The 18,673-nt window shown below is 62.6% G+C and carries 14 protein-coding genes and 2 tRNA genes; 6 read left to right on the top strand and 10 right to left on the bottom strand.

Annotation, left to right across the window (positions count from 1 at the left end; genetic code table 11):
- The first annotated feature begins 121 nt into the window (after positions 1 to 121).
- The 3 genes from imuA to IEV38_RS14940 all read left to right on the top strand — a co-directional run bounded on the left by imuA (position 122) and on the right by IEV38_RS14940 (position 5,596).
- A complete protein-coding gene (gene imuA, locus IEV38_RS14950) occupies positions 122 to 901 on the top strand; it encodes a translesion DNA synthesis-associated protein ImuA (protein ID WP_188397475.1) in 780 nt (259 codons plus the stop codon).
- The gene (locus tag IEV38_RS14945; protein ID WP_229729072.1) at positions 837 to 2,318 is read left to right on the top strand and encodes a Y-family DNA polymerase; all 1,482 of its coding nucleotides are present in this window, start codon (positions 837 to 839) and stop codon (positions 2,316 to 2,318) included. The genes imuA and IEV38_RS14945 overlap by 65 nt, the downstream gene beginning before the upstream one ends.
- A gap of 119 nt (positions 2,319 to 2,437) precedes the next feature.
- Complete coding sequence (locus IEV38_RS14940) at positions 2,438 to 5,596, top strand: error-prone DNA polymerase (RefSeq protein WP_188397474.1); 3,159 nt, start codon at positions 2,438 to 2,440, stop codon at positions 5,594 to 5,596.
- A gap of 74 nt (positions 5,597 to 5,670) precedes the next feature.
- On the opposite strand, the gene gdhA is transcribed toward IEV38_RS14940, so the two are convergent.
- On the bottom strand, positions 5,671 to 7,017 hold the full coding sequence (gdhA, locus tag IEV38_RS14935) for an NADP-specific glutamate dehydrogenase (RefSeq protein ID WP_371869897.1): 1,347 nt from the start codon (positions 7,015 to 7,017) through the stop codon (positions 5,671 to 5,673).
- A gap of 447 nt (positions 7,018 to 7,464) precedes the next feature.
- On the opposite strand from gdhA, the gene IEV38_RS14930 reads away from it, so the two are divergent.
- Complete coding sequence (locus IEV38_RS14930; protein ID WP_188397472.1) at positions 7,465 to 10,407, top strand: MHYT domain-containing protein; 2,943 nt, start codon at positions 7,465 to 7,467, stop codon at positions 10,405 to 10,407.
- Between the two features lie 13 nt (positions 10,408 to 10,420).
- Positions 10,421 to 11,452 carry a response regulator gene (locus IEV38_RS14925; protein ID WP_188397471.1) on the top strand — a complete coding sequence of 344 codons (1,032 nt, stop codon included), beginning with the start codon at positions 10,421 to 10,423 and terminating at the stop codon, positions 11,450 to 11,452.
- 80 nt (positions 11,453 to 11,532) lie between these two features.
- Here IEV38_RS14925 and IEV38_RS14920 read toward each other — a convergent pair whose 3' ends face one another.
- Entirely contained in the window at positions 11,533 to 11,931 is a 399-nt protein-coding gene (locus IEV38_RS14920) for a pyridoxamine 5'-phosphate oxidase family protein (RefSeq protein ID WP_188397469.1), read from the bottom strand.
- Positions 11,932 to 12,168: 237 nt separating this feature from the next.
- Between IEV38_RS14920 and IEV38_RS14915 the strand changes: the two genes are divergently transcribed.
- Positions 12,169 to 12,651, top strand: coding sequence for a flavin reductase family protein (locus tag IEV38_RS14915; protein ID WP_188397467.1), 483 nt, complete (start codon positions 12,169 to 12,171; stop codon positions 12,649 to 12,651).
- 148 nt (positions 12,652 to 12,799) lie between these two features.
- Here the strand turns inward: IEV38_RS14915 and IEV38_RS14910 are convergent.
- From IEV38_RS14910 to recO, 8 genes are all read right to left on the bottom strand, one after another.
- Positions 12,800 to 12,875: transfer RNA gene (locus IEV38_RS14910), tRNA-Gly, on the bottom strand.
- Positions 12,876 to 12,957: 82 nt separating this feature from the next.
- Positions 12,958 to 13,033: transfer RNA gene (locus tag IEV38_RS14905), tRNA-Gly, on the bottom strand.
- A gap of 62 nt (positions 13,034 to 13,095) precedes the next feature.
- A complete protein-coding gene (gene pgsA / locus IEV38_RS14900; protein WP_188397465.1) occupies positions 13,096 to 13,683 on the bottom strand; it encodes a CDP-diacylglycerol--glycerol-3-phosphate 3-phosphatidyltransferase in 588 nt (195 codons plus the stop codon).
- A gap of 60 nt (positions 13,684 to 13,743) precedes the next feature.
- On the bottom strand, positions 13,744 to 15,609 hold the full coding sequence (gene uvrC, locus IEV38_RS14895; protein WP_188397464.1) for an excinuclease ABC subunit UvrC: 1,866 nt from the start codon (positions 15,607 to 15,609) through the stop codon (positions 13,744 to 13,746).
- A 14-nt stretch (positions 15,610 to 15,623) separates the two neighbouring features.
- The gene (gene nagZ / locus IEV38_RS14890) at positions 15,624 to 16,688 is read right to left on the bottom strand and encodes a beta-N-acetylhexosaminidase (protein WP_188397462.1); all 1,065 of its coding nucleotides are present in this window, start codon (positions 16,686 to 16,688) and stop codon (positions 15,624 to 15,626) included.
- Positions 16,685 to 17,077 (bottom strand): holo-ACP synthase, encoded by a 393-nt coding sequence (gene acpS, locus IEV38_RS14885; protein WP_188397459.1) that lies wholly within the window; start codon positions 17,075 to 17,077, stop codon positions 16,685 to 16,687. The genes nagZ and acpS overlap by 4 nt, the downstream gene beginning before the upstream one ends.
- On the bottom strand, positions 17,074 to 17,850 hold the full coding sequence (gene pdxJ, locus IEV38_RS14880) for a pyridoxine 5'-phosphate synthase (protein ID WP_188397457.1): 777 nt from the start codon (positions 17,848 to 17,850) through the stop codon (positions 17,074 to 17,076). Before pdxJ ends, acpS begins: the two co-directional genes overlap by 4 nt.
- Positions 17,851 to 17,860: 10 nt before the next feature.
- Positions 17,861 to 18,667, bottom strand: coding sequence for a DNA repair protein RecO (recO, locus tag IEV38_RS14875; RefSeq protein WP_188397455.1), 807 nt, complete (start codon positions 18,665 to 18,667; stop codon positions 17,861 to 17,863).
- Positions 18,668 to 18,673 lie beyond the last annotated feature (6 nt).

The following is an 18,673-nucleotide window of genomic DNA, read 5'->3' as shown; positions in this document are numbered from 1 at the left end:
TCTCCTCCAGAAAAATCGGGCATCGTAAAAAAACCGCTTTTATACTGTATGTTTATACAGTATATTTGACGTGTGCCCGCATCCGGGTCCCGTTACCGATTTGCACTTCTGGAGGTTTTCAATGGCTGCCGTTCCATCCGCGCTCTCATTTGCCCATTCGTCCATTCTTTCCACCCTGCCCGACTCGGTCTGGCGCGGCGATCAGATGGGCAGTTGCAAGGTGGCAGGCATCGCCTCCGGTCACCGTGCACTGGACCGCGAACTGCCGAACGGCGGCTGGCCGCCTTCCGTACTGATCGAGCTGCTGCTGGCCAATCCCGGCATTGGCGAACTGCGGCTGCTGGCACCTACCCTGTCGCAGCTGACGCGCGCCGGCAAGAGCGTGATCCTGCTGGCGCCGCCGCACATTCCGTTTGCCGCAGCGCTGACCGAACTGGGCATCGATCTCAAGTACGTCCTGCTGATCGAGGCAGACAAACCCACCGATCGCATCTGGGCGGTCGAACAGGCACTCAAGAGCGCCAGCTTCGGCGCCCTGCTGTGCTGGCTGCCGCAGGCGCGTGCCGACCATCTGCGCCGCCTGCAACTGGCGGCTGCGGCCGGCGATGGCCTGACCTTCGTGTTCCGTCCGCGCGAAGCGCGCGAGCAATCCTCGCCCGCCCCTTTGCGCATGGTGTGCGAACCGGCAGCAGCCGGACGCATGTCGGTCGAGATCATCAAGCGACGCGGCCCCGTGCATGCCGCCCCCATCTTCCTGCCGCTCGCTATCCCGGACGTCCTGATCAAGCCATTTGCCCGACGCGCCATGGCCGAACCCATCCTGCCCTTTTCTTCCCATGCTGTGGATCGCCCTGCACTTGCCGCAACTGCCGCTCGACACCGCGCTACGCTCTCGGCATAACCCGGAAAGCGACGAACACACCACACCGCTGGCCATCGCCGAAAACAAACGCATCGGCTGGTACGACCGGCAGGCAGGCGAAGCCGGCATCCGTGCCGGCATGTCCGAAAGCAATGCACGCGCCCTGTCGGCCAGTCTGCAGATCGTCGCACGCGACATGCAGGCCGAAAACCGTGCCTTGCAGGAGGCAGCGCTCTGGGCACTGCATTTCACGCCCCATGTCGCGCTGCGCCCATGCGGGCTGCTGATGGAAATCGCCGCCAGCCTGCGCCTGTTCGGCGGAGGCGAACGTATCGCGTCCAAACTGCTGGACGGCATGGACACGCTGGGATTGCAGGCCAGTCTGGCATTCGCTCCTACCGCCACAGGCGCATGGCTGCAGGCGCAATGTCCGCAGAGCGGGATAGCCGACACCAGCAAGACCGGTGCACTCGATCGCCTGCCGGTGCGCACGCTCGAGCATGCCGCGCCTCATCTCGAAACCTTGAACGACATCGGCTGCCATACCATCGGCCAGTTGCGCCGTCTGCCGCGCGGCGGCCTGACACGCCGCTTCGGCCGGCAGCTGCTGGGCGAACTGGACCGTGCCTACGGGCAGGAAGCGGAAGCCCATGCCTGGTTCGAAGCGCCCACCGTCTTCCACGCCGCCCTGGAACTGCCTTCGCGCATCGAGCATGCGGAATCCCTGCTGTTTGCCGCACGCCGCCTGCTGCTGCAATTGACGGGCTGGCTGACGGCACGACATGCCGCCGTTGCCGGCATCACCTTGTGGCTGCATCATGAATCCCGGCGCCGGCGCGATCACCGCAGTACACCGCTGCCCATCCTGCTCGGCATGGCCAGCCGCGATCCGGAGCACCTGACCCTGTTGCTGCGCGAACGGCTGGCACGGCTCACCCTGATCGCACCGGTCATCGAACTCTCGCTGGAAGCAGACCGCATCGTCGAGCAGGCTGCTGCGAATACCGAACTGTTTCCGACGCCCGCCGCGCAGGCGGAGACTACGAGCCGTCTGATCGAACGCCTGCAAAGCCGTCTCGGCGTTCACGCCGTGCGTCAGCTCGCCCTGTTTGACGATCATCGTCCGGAACGCAGCGTCATCACACCCGCCTTGACCAGCGCCCCGCGCCGTGGCGGCCAGTCCTCGCAGCCCCGGCATGCGACTGCGCGCCCCGCCTGGCTGCTGCCCCGGCCGCTGCCGCTCTCCACCCAGGGACACAAACCGTTCTATCAAAGTCCGCTGACCCTGCTGAGCGGACCGGAGCGCATCGAAACCGGCTGGTGGGACGACAAGCCTGCTACGCGCGACTACTTCATCGCGCAGAACGAAGCGCATTGCCTGCTGTGGATATTCCGCGCACGCGTGCCGAAGGAAGCCGAAAGCGGTGGCTGGTTTCTGCATGGGCTGTTCGGATAAAAATTGAACGATCACTCCATTTCAGAAAATATCTTTTTGCATCAATCACTCGCCAATCACAATAAAAATCATGATTTTCACATGAATGAACATTCAGAATATCTAGCCAAATCGATCACATGTCCGACCTGCTTCCTGCCTATGCCGAACTCCATTGCCAGTCGAACTTCACGTTCCTGCATGGCGCCTCGCATCCGGAAGAACTGGTGGCGCGCGCCCATCGACTCGGATACCGCGGCCTGGCGATCACCGACGAATGCTCCCTGGCGGGCGTGGTGCGCGCGCATGTGGAAGCGGCAAAACGGAAGCTGCATCTGCTCATCGGCAGCGAAATCGGGTTGGCCTGCGGCACCCGGCTGGTATTCCTGGCAACCAACCTGAACGGCTACGGCAATTTGTCGGAACTGATTACGTTGGGGCGAAGGCGTGCCGCCAAGGGCAGCTATCTGCTGCATCGCCAGGACCTCGATGTTGCGGCAGCCGATGCCTCGCCAATGGTCGCAGTCGAACCGGGCTTTGCGCATCTCGCCGGCCTGCCCGACTGCATCGCCCTGTTGATTCCGCAGCGCGGCGCCGGCACCGACATCCTCGCCGAACAGGCCGGCTGGCTGGTCCGTACCTTCGGCGACCGCGCACGCATTGCGGTGGAACTTCTGTGTGGCGCCGAAGACGAAACCTGGCTGACCTGCCTGCGCACCATCGCCGCTGCCCATGCCCTGTCCCTGACCGCGGCGGGCAATGTGCTGATGCACGTGCGTTCGCGCAAACCCCTGCAGGACACGCTGACCGCCATTCGTCTGGGCAAGCCGGTGGCCGAATGCGGATTCGCGCTGCAGCCCAATGCCGAACAGCACTTGCGCTCCCGTCTGCGGCTGGCACAGCTGTATCCTGCCGATCTGCTGGAAGAAAGCGTGCGCATCGCGGAAACGTGCGCGTTTTCCCTCACGGAAATCAGCTATCAGTACCCCAGGGAAATCGTGCCGGAAGGAGAAACGCTGTCCGGCTACCTGCGCCGCCTGACTTATGAAGGCGCCACGCAGCGACGCTTCAGACAGGGCATTCCGCCCGCCATCACGCAACAGATCGATCGCGAACTGGAGATGATCGCCGAGCTGCAGTACGAACCGTTCTTTCTGACCGTATACGACATCGTCCGCTTTGCGCGCAGCAAGAACATTCTGTGCCAGGGCCGCGGCTCGGCCGCCAATTCCATCGTCTGCTACTGCCTTGGCATCACCGAGGTCGATCCGCAGCGCAGCAATGTCCTGTTCGAACGCTTCATCTCGCGCGAACGCAACGAGCCACCTGATATCGATGTCGATTTCGAGCACCAGCGGCGCGAAGAAGTGATTCAGTACATCTATGAAAAATACGGCCGCCATCGTGCCGCCCTTGCCGCTTCGCTGATCACCTACCGGCCGCGTTCGGCCATGAAGGATGTAGGCAAGGCGCTCGGTCTCGATTTCGACCAGGTCAACCGCCTGTCCGCCTCGCACAAATGGTGGGACGGCCGCACCGTGCGCGAGGAACGCCTGCGCGAATGCGGCTTCGATCCTCGCTCTCCCATCGTGCACAAGCTGGTGGAACTGAGCGAGACGCTGATCGGCTTTCCGCGCCATCTGTCGCAGCATGTGGGCGGCTTCGTCATCGCGCGCGACAACCTGGCGCGGCTGGTACCGATAGAGAATGCCGCCATGGAGGGACGCAGCGTGATCGAATGGGACAAGGACGACCTCGAGGCGCTGCGCCTGATCAAGGTCGATGTGCTGGCGCTGGGCATGCTGTCGGCAATACACCGCGCCATCGACATGCTGCGCGTGCAACGCAACGACCCTGCATTCACCATGCAGGACATCAAGGAAGGCGATACCAAAACCTACGACATGATCTGCGCGGCCGATACCATCGGCGTCTTCCAGGTCGAATCGCGCGCGCAGATGTCCATGCTGCCGCGTCTGCAGCCGCGTGAATACTACGATCTGGTGGTGCAGGTCGCGATCGTGCGGCCGGGACCGATACAGGGCGGCATGGTACATCCCTATCTGACGCAGCGGCGCATGCCCAAGGATCAAATCGTGCTGCGCGATGAGCTCAAGGAAGCGCTCACGCGCACTTACGGCGTACCCATCTTCCAGGAACAGGTGATGCAGATCGCGATCAGTGCCGCCGGCTTCACGCCCGGTCAGGCGGACGAACTGCGGCGTGCCATGGGGGCATGGAAGCGCAAGGGCACGCTCGAGCAATACAACGACAAGCTCAAGCGCGGCCTTGCGGCAAACGGATTCGAACCCGAATTTGCCGAACGGCTGATCAGGCAGATCGAAGGCTTCGGCGAGTACGGTTTTCCCGAATCCCATGCCGCCAGCTTTGCCCTGCTGGTCTATGTATCGGCCTGGATCAAGCGGCATTATCCGGCGACCTTTCTGGCCGCCCTGCTCAATGCGCAACCGATGGGCTTCTATTCCGCCTCGCAACTGGTGCAGGATGCCAAGCGGCACGGCGTGCGCGTACATCCGGTCGATATCGCCGCCAGCGATACCGATACCACGCTCGAAGACATTCACGCTGCCGAACCGACTGTGCGGCTTGGCCTGCACATGGTCAAGGGATTGTCCGCCGACGCGGCCGAACGCATCGTCGCGGCACGCGCTGCGCATTCCTTCCGCAGCATCGACGATCTGGCACGCCGCGCCGTGCTGGATCAATTCGAACTCGGTGCACTGGCACGCGCCAATGCCCTGCTGCCCCTGACCGGCCATCGCCGCCAGGCCAAATGGGAAGTTGCCGCCATGCAGCCACCGCCGCGACTGCTGCGCGACGCGCCCATCGCGGAAACCCCGCTCGTCCTGCCCGCCGCCAGCGAAGGGCAGGAAATCGTCGCCGACTACGCCAGCGTCGGCCTCACGCTCAAGCGCCATCCACTTGCCTTGCTGCGCCCTCGCCTCAGGCAGATGAATCTCTCCACTTCACTGGAAATGCGCGGCTTTGCCGACCGCAAGATCGCCCGCACCACCGGCATCGTCACCATGCGGCAGCGCCCTCCCACGGCCAAGGGCACCATGTTCGTCACCCTCGAGGATGAAACCGGCATCACCAATGTCATCATCTGGCCCGCCCTCGTGGAAAAGCAACGCAGCGAAATCCTCAATGCGCAGTTGATGACGGTATTCGGCATCTGGCAAACCAAGGATGGCGTCCACCACCTGGTCGCCAAGCGCATCGTCGATCACACGCATCTGCTCGGTACGCTCCGGGTGCACAGCCGCGACTTCCAGTAAGCGATCTGCCGCACTCGCGCATAAAAAAAGCCGATCCACATGGATCGGCTTGTCGTTGAGTCGGCATGATCGACTCAATACACGCCCTGTGCAACGATCGCATCGGCCAGCTTGACGAAGCCGGCGATGTTGGCGCCATCGACATAGTTGATCGAACCGTCGGCGCGCTTGCCGTGGTGGGCGCAATTGGCATGGATTTCCTTCATGATGCCGTGCAGACGCTCATCGACTTCCGCATGGTGCCACGACAGACGCAGCGCGTTCTGCGACATCTCGAGGCCCGAGGTCGACACGCCGCCGGCGTTGCTCGCCTTGCCCGGCGCATACAGCGTACGCGCCTCGAGGAACACATCGACCGCTTCCAGCGTGGCCGGCATGTTGGCGCCTTCGGCCACGCAGATCGCGCCGTTGGCAACCAGCTTGCGCGCGTCGTCGCCGTCGAGTTCGTTCTGCGTCGCGCATGGCAGCGCGATGTCGACCGGGATGTGCCACGGACGCTTGCCGGCTTCGAACTGCAGGCCGCGCACCTTGGCGAATTCGTCAAGGCGACCGCGCTGGACGTTCTTCCATTCCTTCAGCTCTTCCAGCAGTTCATCGGTGAAGCCTTCCTTGACGTACAGCGTACCGCCCGAATCGGACACGGTCACGACCTTGGCATTGAGCTCCATCGCCTTCTCGGCCGCGAACTGCGCGACGTTGCCGGAGCCCGAAATCGATACCGTCAGGCCATCGAAGGACTTGCCGGCGCGGCGCAGCATCTCTTCCGCAAAATAGACGGTGCCGTAACCGGTCGCCTCGGGACGCATCAGGCTGCCGCCGTAGGCGATGCCCTTGCCGGTGAAGATGCCCGAAGTGTCGTTGGAGAGCTTCTTCATCATGCCGGCCATGAAGCCGATCTCGCGCGCGCCCACGCCGATGTCGCCGGCCGGCACGTCGGTGTCAGAACCAAGGTGGCGATACAGTTCGAAGATCAGCGCCTGGCAGAAGCGCATGACTTCACCGTCGCTCTTGCCCTTGGGATCGAAGTCCGAACCGCCCTTGCCGCCGCCCATCGGCAGCGTGGTCAGCGCATTCTTGAAGGTCTGCTCGAAGGCGAGGAACTTAAGGATCGACAGGTTGACCGACGGGTGGAAACGCATGCCGCCCTTGAACGGGCCGATGGCGGAATTGTGCTGGATACGGAAGGCGCGATTGACCTGGACCTGGCCGCTGTCATCGACCCACGACACGCGGAACTGGATCACGCGCTCGGGTTCCACCAGACGTTCGAGCAGACCTGCCTTGGCGTACTGCGGATTATTCTGGACGAAGGGCCAGAGGCTGGTCATCACCTCACGCACGGCCTGCAGGAATTCGGGCTGGTGCGGATCGCGCTTGGCGATCATGGCCATGAAATCATCGACGCTGCTATAACTCAAGATCACTCCTCACATGGATGGGTAGAAAGCCGACTTTTCGGAAATTTCGTTCAACCCGGAGAGCAGTCCCTATGGCTATCCACAGCCGAATCAATGAAACAATGAAAGTCAGAGGGCCGTAATATAAATGAGAAAGCACGTAAATAGTGCATTAAGCACCGTAAAAGTGCGGTTAATTGAAATATTTTGGTGCATTTTTGACATATCAGGCAATTTGGAAAAACGCTGTTTCCCCTATTTATTGCTTTCAATCCACCACGGCACGATTCGGCATCTTGTCTTTTATGCACTCAAAACGTGCAAAGAAATTCACATTCCTTCACATTCAGACAACTAAAGAAACCCCTCCTTTCTACCGATATGAATGGAATACCGCTACCCACAAACGGATAGCACAATGCCATGCGCGGCAGGTGGCGCCAGAATCAATCAGAACCGGGAATCAGGCGGATGGGGATCTTCGAACACTTTTTCATCACCGCAGCAGCGGCTGATGCCTCCTATCTGCATGGTAGCCATCATCCGGGACTGGTGCTGCTGTCGCTGTTCGTATCGATCTTCTCCGCCACCATGGCGTTGCAGACGGCCCAGATTGCGCGCCGCAGCGAAAACACCGTATATCGGCACATTGCCATCGGCACCGGCACCATCGCACTGGGCGGCGGCATCTGGACCATGCACTTCATCGGCATGCTGGCCTTCGAACTGCCCACGCATGTGCATTACGCCACCAGCCTGACCCTGCTGTCCCTGCTACCGGCCTGCATCGCCTCGTGGCTCGCGCTGCGCATGCTGTCGCGCCCGCATGTCAACCTGCAGCAACTGCTGATGAGCGGCACGCTGGTCGGCCTTGGCATCGGCACCATGCACTACAGCGGCATGGCGGCCATGCAGGCGCCGGTCCTCATGCGCTACGAACCGCTGACCTTCCTGCTGTCCATCGCAGTGGCCGTGCTGCTTGCCATTTTCGCGCTATGGGTGCGCTACGGATTGCGCCGCACGGCGCTGGGTCCTTTCCAACGCTTTCTGGCCAGCGGCACCATCATGGGCCTGGCCATCGCCGGCATGCATTACACCGGCATGGCCGCCGTGCGCTTCATCGGCGAAGCCGGCCCCGCCAGTTCCGGCCTGCTGCTGAACAACACCTATGCGTCGCTGGCACTCTCGACCTTCACCATCACGGTCACGGTCATGGTGGCGGCCGTCAACGGCCTGATCCGGACCCGGGAGCTGTACGTCAGAATGGAAGACAGCCAGTCGCGCCTGCGTGCCACGCTCGATACGGCAGTTGACGGCATCATCACCATCAATAGCCGCGGCCTGATCCAGAGCTTCAATCATTCGGCCGAACGCCTGTTCGGCTGGCAGGCGGAGGAAGTACTCGGACGCAACATCAAGATGCTGATGCCCGAACCCGACCAGTCGCGGCATGACGGCTACCTGCGCAACTATCTCGAATCCGGCGAGGCACGCATCATCGGCACCGGACGCGAGGTCATGGGCTTGCGCAAGGATGGCAGCCTGATGCCGATGCGACTGGGCGTGGGGCGCGTCGATCTGCCGGGAGAACCGATGTTCGTCGGCTTCGTCACCGACATCAGCGAACGCCACGCCCTGGAAGCATCGCTGCGCGAAACGGCGGAACGCGCCGAGCGCGCGGCCGCTGCCAAGAGCACCTTCCTCGCCAACATGAGTCATGAAATCCGCACGCCGATGAACTCCATCATCGGCTTCACCGAACTGCTGCTGCAGAGCGATCTCAGCAATTCCCAGCGCAATCACCTGAACATCATCCGCCAATCGTCGCGCTCGCTGCTTGGACTGATCAACGACATTCTCGATACCACGCGCATGGAAAAAGGCGGACTTTCGCTGGAAACCATCGACTTCTCGCTCAAGGGGCTGGCACTGCAGGTCGAATCCTCGCTGCGGCTGGGCGCGCATGCCAAACGGCTTGCGCTGACCACGCACTATCCGCCCGACATGCACGAATACTTTCGTGGCGACCCGCTGCGCATGCTGCAAATTCTGACCAACCTGGTCGGCAATGCTATCAAGTTCACCGAGCGCGGCGGAATCGACGTGATCTTCTCCCACGAGGAAGACATGGTCCATGTCCAGGTGCGCGATACCGGCATCGGCATGACACCGCAGCAGGTGCAATCGATCTTTGCGCCATTCACGCAGGCCGATGCCTCGATCAGCCGCCGCTTCGGCGGTACCGGGCTCGGCACCACCATTGCGCGCCAACTGGTCGACCTGATGGGCGGCAGCATCGAGGTCGAAAGCGAAGTCGGCCGCGGCAGCACCTTCCACGTGCGCCTGCCGTTGCCGCGTGGCCAGAAACCGGACACGGCGCGCCTCGACACCGTGCACCAGATGCTGCCGCCGCTGCGTATCCTGATCGCCGATGACGTGGCACAGAACCTGGAACTGCTGACACTGACACTGGAAGACGGCAACCATCTTGTCGTCACCGCAGGCGACGGTGCCGAGGCCGTCGAGAAATTCACGGCAGGCAGCTTCGACGTCGTGCTGATGGATGTCCACATGCCGGGCACCGACGGCCTGCAGGCCACGCGCCTGATCCGCCAGCACGAACGACAGACGGGCCGCCCACACACTCCCGTCATCGCGCTGACGGCCAGCGTGATGGCGGAAGATCGACGTGCCGCGCGCCAGGCCGGCATGGATGGCTTCGCCGTCAAACCGCTCGACGTGCCGCACCTGTTCGAAGAGATCGCCCAGGTGCTCAACATCCATGCCGCCATGCCCGCAACAGACAACGGAGGCGAGCAGCAACACGCGCCGTCGATCGACTGGACCACGGGCATCGCGCTGTGGGGAAGCGAGGCCCGGCTGATCAAGGAGATGACAAGCTTCCTGCATGCGATTGCAGCCGACCATCCACTGCCTGCCGCCGATGCCGACATCGACTGGGAACTGCTGCAGGCGAATCTGCACCGCATTCGCGGCGCCGCCGGCAATCTCGCGCTGCCCGAAGTGTCGCATCGCGCGGCAGCGCTGGAAGACATGCTGCGCGCCGGCGGGCGCGACGAACTTCGTCCCCTTGTCGCGAAACTGCAGGCAGCCCTCGAAACTGCCCAGCGCGAGCTTCAGGCAAGCGGTGCCGGGTTGGCTGCATCACCTGCCGTTGTCGCAGCGACGCAACCATCCGACCTGCAGCCGCACATCCAGCGACTGCTGGCATGCATGGCACGCAGCGAACTCGACGACACCGCACTGGAAGCCGTCTGTGCCGGACTCGAGGCCATCGACCAGCGCGCCCAGGCCCAAGCCCTGCGCACCGCGATCGATAACTTCGAATTCGCCCAGGCGCACGTCCTGCTGCAAGAACTGGCCGCAACACATACCGCCGCAACCCCGACATGAACAGGACCATGGCATGCAACGAATGAAAGACCCTCGCCGTACCCTGCTGCTGGTCGATGACGAGCCGGTCAATCTGCAGGTCCTGCGCCATACCCTGCAAGACGATTACCGCCTGCTGTTCGCCAAGGACGGCTACAAGGCGCTGGAACTCGTGCGTACGGAGCACCCGGACCTGATCCTGCTCGACATCATGATGCCGGGGCTTTCCGGCTACGAAGTCTGCCGCGTCCTGAAGCAGGATCTCTCGCTGGCCTCGATTCCGGTCATCTTCGTGACGGCACTGGCCGAAGCGGCCAACGAACAGCAGGGCCTCGAACTCGGCGCAGTCGATTACATCAGCAAACCGTTCAACCCGCACATCGTGCAGGCTCGCGTGCGCACCCATCTGTCACTAGTGCAGGCCAGCGAAGTGCTGCAAACCCGCCTGCAGATCGTGCAATGCCTGGGCGCAGCCGCTGAATTCAAGGACAACGAGACCGGTCTGCACGTGATTCGCATGAGCCACTATGCACGCACCCTGGCGCTGGCGGTCGGCTACAGCAACTGCGCCGCCGACGACCTGCTCCACGCGGCGCCGATGCACGACGTCGGCAAGATCGGCATCCCTGACGCCATCCTGCAAAAGCCGGGCAAGCTGACCGAGGACGAATGGACGATCATGCGGCAGCACACCGTGATCGGCGCGCGCATCATCGGCGAACATCCGTCCGGCCTGCTGCGCATGGCGTCCGTCATCGCCCTCAACCATCACGAGAAGTGGGATGGCAGCGGCTACCCGCACGGGCTCGGCGGCGACGACATTCCCCATGTTGCGCGCATCGTCGCCCTCGCTGATGTGTTCGATGCACTCACCAGTGTGCGTCCCTACAAGCGCGCATGGACGGTCGATGAAGCCCTGGCCCTGATCCGCGAGGAAAGCGGACGGCACTTCGATCCGGAACTCGTCACGGCTTTTCTCGACTGCATCCCGGACGTCCTGCGCATACGCGATCAATGGGCCGACACGCAGGAAAACACCGTGCCGCAGCCACTGTCCGCCGCGTGATCGCTTCGCGCAAAGAAAAAAGGCCGGAAACCGGCCTTTTTTCTTTGCATCTCTTGCCGCCGCAACAGGCGGCACGACGATTACAACTGCTTGCCCGCATCCGGTCCCGAACGCAGCGTGTAGATGTTGTCGATGTGGATCAGCACCGCGAACTTCGGCTGCTTCATGTTGTTGCCGGCCGCAAATTCCAGCGCATTCTCGTAAGGCTTGCTGCCTTCGGTAAAGATTTCCGGCGTCCCGACGAAACGGTAGCCGTCGAGCGCCTCGCGGTCGATGACGGCAATCGCCATCTTGGAGCCGTCGCGGATGTTCTGCAGCGTCTGGCCGCCGGTGTTCTCGTTGTAGATCAGGGTGTTGTCGTCATAGAAGCGCAGCGAGCGCTTGGGGCCGATATCGGGCAGGCCGTCCTTGCTGGTGGTGGCCTGGATCGGCAACTGCTTGGCCAGCATGGCCTTCATGGCGTCGTTCAGTACAGTCATTCGTTTACTCCGGTCGGTTGGGAATGCGCAAATCCTTGACGGAGTGAAGATTCGACTGCCGGCAATGCATTTGCTCCGGAGCCAGATTCTAAACGAAATAAGTATTATTTGTATAATGAGAATCTTTTACAAAAAGATTTCTCCTCATTTCACGGCGTTTTCGGCCCTTTCATGCGCAATACATCGCTTTCTCCCGCCCCGGCCACCGCCTCGCCAGACGCAACCGATTCTTCTTCCATGGCTCCGGATATCCTGCTGAAACAGGCCATGCGCGGCGTCGCATCGACCGTGGTCATCGTCACCACCGGCGACGTGCACGGCGAGCGTCATGCCATGACGGCCAACTCCTTCACTTCCGTCTCGCTGCAGCCACCGACCGTACTGGTCTGCATCAACCTTCAGGCCAGCCTGTACGAACCCGTGCGCAGGCTGGATCGGTTCTGCATCAACATACTGGGGCAGGAACATGAAGACGTCGCCAGGATGTGCAGCGGCCGTGCCGCCGACCGCTTTGTGCATCCTGAATGGCGCTTCAATGGAACGGGCCTGCCCTATCTGGCAAAGGCACAGGCCGTATTGTTCTGCGAGACATCGGGACACCACCTGACACAGACACATGCCGTCGTACTGGGAGAAGTGTCCGGCGGCCTGCAGCAGGCGGCAGCACCTGCACCGCTGCTGTATCTGGACGGGCGCTTCCTGTGCGCGCCAAAATCATGACGGCTATCGCTCATGCGTGACCGAGAAACGATCTGCGCCCGGGGACTCAAAGGGATGGAATGGAAGATAGTGCAGAAAAGAAAAAAGGGACTTGCGTCCCTTTTTTCCTGAAAAGGCTGCAGCATGATCGTGATGCTGCAAACCGTATTGGAGCGGGAGAAGAGTCTCGAACTCTCGACCTATACCTTGGCAAGGTATCGCTCTACCAACTGAGCTACTCCCGCATGTTTTTTACTTCGTGCCGATGGGATCATGCGCACCCATCTATCAAAAAAGGAAGCCTTGTTGAGCTTCCTTTCAAGAAACTGGAGCGGGAGAAGAGTCTCGAACTCTCGACCTATACCTTGGCAAGGTATCGCTCTACCAACTGAGCTACTCCCGCATCGACAACAGGGGTGCATCTTAAAGGCATTGCCTTGCCCTGTCAAGCAATCTTGCACGAAATCAAAGCAGATTTCCGCCCTTTTCCTTGATCAGCGGCCATGCCTTGCGCAGGTAGTAGAACATCGACCACACGGTCAGCACCGCGGCGATCCACAGCAGCTTGTCGCCCCAGAACTGCAGGTTGATGCCGAACAGGTCTTCGTAGTACAGCAGCATCGGAATCGCGGTCATCTGCGCCGCGGTCTTGATCTTGCCGAGCGAGCTGACGGCCACCGACTTGGACGCACCGATGCGCGCCATCCATTCGCGCAGCGCCGAGATCGTGATCTCGCGGCCGATGATGATGAAGGCGATGATGGCATCAACTCTCTGCAGTTCGATCAGCACCAGCAAGGCGCCGGCGACCATCAGCTTGTCGGCCACCGGATCGAGGAAGGCGCCGAACGCCGAGGTCTGGTTCCAGCGCCGTGCGAGGAAGCCGTCGATCCAGTCGGTCAGCGCCGCCACGATGAAGATCACGGTCGCGATCAGGCCCTGGGTCTTGTTGAACGAGCCGAGCCAGGCGTCCGGGATGTAAAGCACGCCGACCATCAGCGGGATCAGCGCGACGCGCAGCCAGGTCAGGAGAATGGGAATATTGAAAGGCATGACAAAAAACGTGTTCTTTCCATTCGGTACCGCGACGCCCGATGACGCCGCCCCCGTAATCTAATGCAATTGCCTGTAAATGTCTTCAGCCAATTGCCGCGAAATGCCTTCCACCGACGACAAATCCTCGATGCTTGCGTCCATCACGCCGCGCAGACCACCGAATCGCGCCAGCAGTTTCTGCCTGCGCTTGGCGCCGATGCCCTCGATTTCCTCGAGGCGCGAGGTCTGGCGCGCCTTGGCGCGCTTGGCACGCATGCCGGTGATCGCGAAGCGGTGCGCCTCGTCGCGGATCTGCGCGATCAGCATCAGCGCGCCCGACTCCTTGCCAAGTTCCTGCGGCGCACGCCCGTCAACGAACACCAGGGTCTCGAGCCCGACCTTGCGCCCTTCTCCCTTGGCGACGCCGACGATCAGGCTGATGTCGAGCCCGAGTTCGGTGAACACCTGGCGCGCCATCTCGACCTGCCCCTTGCCGCCGTCGATCAGCACCACGTCCGGCATCACGCCGTCGCCGTTGGCGACCTTTTCGTAGCGGCGCATCAGCACCTGGCGCATCGCCGCATAGTCATCGCCGGGCGTGATGTCGTTGATGTTGTAGCGGCGGTATTCGCCGTTCTGCATCGCATGGTGATGAAACACCACGCACGACGCCTGCGTTGCCTCGCCCTGCGTATGGCTGATGTCGAAGCATTCGACGCGGAACGCTTCGATGTCTTCCACTTCGATGCCAAGCGCCTCGATCAACAGCCGCGTGCGCGTCTGCTGCGACCCCTGCTCCGACAACAGGCGCGCCAGCGAAATCTCGGCCCCCTTCTGTGCCATTTCCAGCCACTGGCGGCGCGCGCCCTGCGGCTGGAAGATCAGGTTGATGCGGTGCCCGCACTGCGCCATCAACGCCAGCATCAGTTCCGGATCGTCGAAGTCGGTATTCAGGATCAGTGCCGACGGCACGAACTTGTCGATGTAGTGCTGCGCGATGAAGGCCTTGATGACTTCACCCTCGAGCGTCTCGCCTTCGCCGGCCGGCGCCTGATCGACGTGCGTCGGAAAATAGGCGCGGTCGCCGAGATGGCGGCCGCCGCGCACCATCGCCAGGTTGACGCAGGCGCGACCGCCCTGCACCACCACCGCGATGATGTCGATGTCGGCCTCGCTGCCGGTTTCCATGCTCTGCTGATGCAGCACGCGCGACAGTGCCGTGATCTGGTTGCGCACCACCGCAGCCTGCTCGAAATTCAACTCCTCGGCATGCGCCTGCATCTTGGCCTGCAAGGTATCGAGCACCTCGCTCTGGCGGCCGCGCAGGAACATCGCGGCGTTCTCGACGTCGAGCGCGTAGTCTTCCCTGCTGATGAAATCCACGCATGGCGCGCTGCAGCGATTGATCTGATGCAGCAGGCAGGGTCGCGTACGGTTGGCGAACACCGAATCCTCGCAGGTGCGCAGCAGAAAGACCTTCTGCAGAATCTGCATCGATTCCTTGACCGCCCAGCCGCTCGGAAACGGGCCGAAGTACTGGTTTTTCTTGTCGACTGCGCCGCGGTAGTAGGCCATGCGCGGAAAGGCGCCGCCAGTAATCTTCAGGTAGGGATACGATTTGTCGTCGCGGAACAGGATGTTGTAGCGCGGCTGCAGCGTCTTGATCAGGTTGTTCTCGAGCAGCAGCGCCTCGGCCTCGCTGCGCGTGACGGTGGTCTCGAGCCGCGCAATGCGCTCGACCATCAGCGCCGTGCGCGGACTCGCGATGTTCTTCTGGAAATAGCTCGAAACGCGCTTCTTGAGATCGCGTGCCTTGCCGACGTAGAGCAGATTGTCGTCGGCGTCGAAGTAGCGATAGACGCCCGGCAGGTTCGGCAGCTTCGCTACCGTTTCGAGCAGCAACGCACGTATTTCCTGCGCGCCAGTTTCCGGTCGATCGGACATGTGCGTCCCCTGCGTCATCCCGCGCCGGCTGCCAGGTCGAGCGCCGTCTTGCGCGCGGACTGGTAGCGTGCATCCTGCTGCAATTCGTCCCAGCCGAGCGCCGGCGTGCGCGGCATCAGTTCGGCGATGCGCGCCGCCGATTCGGCGGCGGCGCGGCCCGGCTTGATGCGCAGCCCCGCCAGCAGTTGGTCCGCGCGTTCCGGCGAATTGCAGACCAGCACCATGTCGCAGCCGGCGTCCAGCGCGGCGTGCGCGCCGTCCACCACGGTGCCGGCAAAGCGCGCACCTTCCATGCTGAGATCGTCGCTGAAGATGATGCCCTTGAAGCCGAAGCGCTGGCGCAGCATGGTCAGCCACTTGTGCGAAAAGCCGGCCGGATTCCGGTCCACCTTGGGATAGATCACGTGCGCCGGCATCACGCCGGCCAGGCTCAGGCCGAGCCAGCCATACGGTGCGGCGTCTTCGGCAAGAATGGCATCGAGCGTGCGTTCGTCAACCGGAATCTCGAGGTGCGAGTCGGCCTTCACATAGCCGTGCCCCGGAAAGTGCTTGCCGCAGTTGCGCATGCCGGCCAGCGCAAGACCATGGTTGAGGCTCTTCGCCAGCAGCGTGACCACGCGCGCATCGCGATGGAAGGAACGGTCGCCGATCACGCCCGACTCGCCGTAGTCGAGATCGAGCACCGGCGTAAACGACAGATCGACGCCGCAGGCACGCAGCTCGCTCGCCAGCACGTAGCCGACGTCGGTCGCGGCCTTGGTCGCCGCCAGCACGTCGCGATCCCACAACTGACCCAGCTTGCGCATGGACGGCAGGTGCGTGAAGCCGTCCGTACGGAAGCGCTGCACGCGGCCGCCTTCGTGATCAACCGCGATCACGATGCCGGGACGCGCCTCGTGAATGGCGGCCGTCAGCGCCGTCAGCTGCGCGCGGTCGCGATAGTTGCGTGCGAACAGGATCACGCCGCCCGTCAGCGGATCGCGGATGCGGCGGATATCGTTCTCGTCGAGTTCGGTGCCGACCACGTCGAGCATCACGGGGCCGAAGGCGCCCGGCAGGTTGGCGTGTACTGCGTTCATGTCTTCTCCACAATCACGAAGGCGACCGCGTAATCGACTTCGTCGGTAATCGTCACCTGCGCGCTCAGACCGTTTTCGCGCATGAATCGTTCGAGCGCGCCGCTGGTCACGACGACCGGCTTGCCGCTCGGCGCGTTCAAGGTCTGCATCGCGCGCCAGGTCATCGGCATGTGCATGCCGAGTCCGATCGCCTTGGAAAACGCTTCCTTGGCCGCGAAGCGCGTCGCCAGGAAGCGCAGGCCGCGCGCCTCGACCTTGGCCTTGCGGCGATGATATTTCTCCAGCTCCTGGTCGCCGAGCACGCGTTCCGCAAAACGGTCGCCGTGGCGGCCGAGCGCCGCTTCCACGCGCGAGATCTGGATGATGTCGGTGCCGATGCCGTAGATCATGCGCGCTCCGCCATGTGCCCGGACAGGCGCGCCGCCACCATGATGGCCTTCATCTCGCGCACCGCGTTCTGCCAGCCGGCGAACACCGCGTGCGCGACGATCGCGTGGCCGATGTTGAGTTCGGCGATATCGGCAATCGCGGCGATCGCCTGCACGTTGGTGTAATGCAGGCCGTGGCCGGCATTGACCTTGAGGCCATGGCGCACGCCTTCGGTCACGGCATCGCGGATGCGCGCCAGTTCGCGCTGCTGTTCGGCATCGTCGTGCGCGTCCGCGTAGCGGCCGGTGTGCAGTTCGATCACGCGCGCGCCGGTTTCCTCGGCGGCCGCGATCTGTTCGGCATCGGGATCGATGAACAGGCTCACGCGAATGTCCTGCGCGTGCAGTTGCCGCACGGCGGCGCTGACCTCGGTGAAATGACGCACCACGTCGAGCCCGCCTTCGGTCGTCACTTCCTCGCGCCGCTCGGGCACCAGACAGACGTCCTGCGGGCGGATGCGGCAGGCGAAGTCGATCATTTCCGACGTCACCGCCGATTCGAGATTCATGCGCGTGCGCAATTGCGGACGGATCAGTTCGACATCGGCATCCTTGATGTGGCGGCGATCCTCGCGCAGGTGCAGCGTGATTGCATCCGCGCCCGCCTCTTCGGCCAGCAGCGCGGCCTGCAGCGGATCGGGATAGGACGTGCCGCGCGCATTGCGCAGCGTGGCGACGTGGTCGATGTTGATGCCGAGCTCGATGCCCGGATGATTGGGTTGCAGGAAGCTCATGAATGTTCCGTCAAAGCTGCAGCAGATCGATCAGGATCTGACGCGTGTTCAGGGTGGCGCCATGCAGATGATGCGCAAGCAGGAAGCGCATCAGGAACTTGCTTTGCGTCTGCGTGGTGGCGTCCGCATAGTCTTCATTATCCATATCCAGCAGCGTCTTGCCGAGGACCTTGGGCGCGGTGTCGGCGACGTGCGCGGGACGCGGTCCCGCTTCCGGATCGATCACGTACAGCAGATCGGCGATCACCGTCTCGCGACTGACCGTACAGCGCGTCCAGTCGCCGGCCACGCCGCTTTCCTTGAGCAGCGCGCGCTCGAACTTGCGCAGCACGATGGCCGGTGGCTCGTCGTGCGCAAGCTGGTTGAGCGCGCTCGTATAGTGGGAGAACAGTGCCGGATGCGGATCGTCGCGCACCAGCAACTTGACCAGCAGTTCGTTCAGGTAGAAGCCGCACAGCAGCGCCGATTTCTCGAGCGGCAGCAGGCCACCGACCCACTCGGCCGCCGTCAGCGTGCGCACTTCCGATTTGCCGCTCCAGCTCAGCGACAGTGGCTGGAAAGTCTGCAGCACGCCGCGCAACCTGGAATGCGGGCGCTTGGCGCCCTTGGCCACCAGCGCGACACGGCCGTGATCGCGCGACAGCACATCGACGATCAGGCTGGTTTCCTTGTAGGGATAGCTGTGCAGCACGAAGGCCGGCTGGTCGGCGATGCGCAATTCCTTCTCGGCCGGACGTGCACGCCGCGCCGGCGCTTTCGCCGGTTCCTTGGCGTCGGAAGACAGGGAAGAAATGTTGTCGGCGGAAATGACGGCCATCGGCGT

Origin of the sequence: Oxalicibacterium flavum (assembly GCF_014635065.1) — a bacterium.
GTDB classification, from domain to species: Bacteria; Pseudomonadota; Gammaproteobacteria; order Burkholderiales; family Burkholderiaceae_D; genus Oxalicibacterium; species Oxalicibacterium flavum.
The sequence above is the reverse complement of the archived record's forward strand: the minus strand, read 5'-3'. Positions and strand labels throughout refer to the sequence as shown.

What these genes read in the sequence shown, in the direction of transcription:
- recO (WP_188397455.1), bottom strand. Translation starts at nt 18,667, where the DNA reads ATGGCCGTCATTTCCGCCGACAACATTTCTTCCCTGTCTTCCGACGCC.
- IEV38_RS14930 (WP_188397472.1), top strand. Translation starts at nt 7,465, where the DNA reads ATGGGGATCTTCGAACACTTTTTCATCACCGCAGCAGCGGCTGATGCC.
- imuA (WP_188397475.1), top strand. Translation starts at nt 122, where the DNA reads ATGGCTGCCGTTCCATCCGCGCTCTCATTTGCCCATTCGTCCATTCTT.
- IEV38_RS14945 (WP_229729072.1), top strand. Translation starts at nt 837, where the DNA reads ATGCTGTGGATCGCCCTGCACTTGCCGCAACTGCCGCTCGACACCGCG.
- nagZ (WP_188397462.1), bottom strand. Translation starts at nt 16,688, where the DNA reads ATGAACGCAGTACACGCCAACCTGCCGGGCGCCTTCGGCCCCGTGATG.
- acpS (WP_188397459.1), bottom strand. Translation starts at nt 17,077, where the DNA reads ATGATCTACGGCATCGGCACCGACATCATCCAGATCTCGCGCGTGGAA.
- IEV38_RS14925 (WP_188397471.1), top strand. Translation starts at nt 10,421, where the DNA reads ATGCAACGAATGAAAGACCCTCGCCGTACCCTGCTGCTGGTCGATGAC.
- IEV38_RS14915 (WP_188397467.1), top strand. Translation starts at nt 12,169, where the DNA reads ATGGCTCCGGATATCCTGCTGAAACAGGCCATGCGCGGCGTCGCATCG.
- uvrC (WP_188397464.1), bottom strand. Translation starts at nt 15,609, where the DNA reads ATGTCCGATCGACCGGAAACTGGCGCGCAGGAAATACGTGCGTTGCTG.
- pgsA (WP_188397465.1), bottom strand. Translation starts at nt 13,683, where the DNA reads ATGCCTTTCAATATTCCCATTCTCCTGACCTGGCTGCGCGTCGCGCTG.
- IEV38_RS14940 (WP_188397474.1), top strand. Translation starts at nt 2,438, where the DNA reads ATGTCCGACCTGCTTCCTGCCTATGCCGAACTCCATTGCCAGTCGAAC.
- IEV38_RS14920 (WP_188397469.1), bottom strand. Translation starts at nt 11,931, where the DNA reads ATGACTGTACTGAACGACGCCATGAAGGCCATGCTGGCCAAGCAGTTG.
- pdxJ (WP_188397457.1), bottom strand. Translation starts at nt 17,850, where the DNA reads ATGAGCTTCCTGCAACCCAATCATCCGGGCATCGAGCTCGGCATCAAC.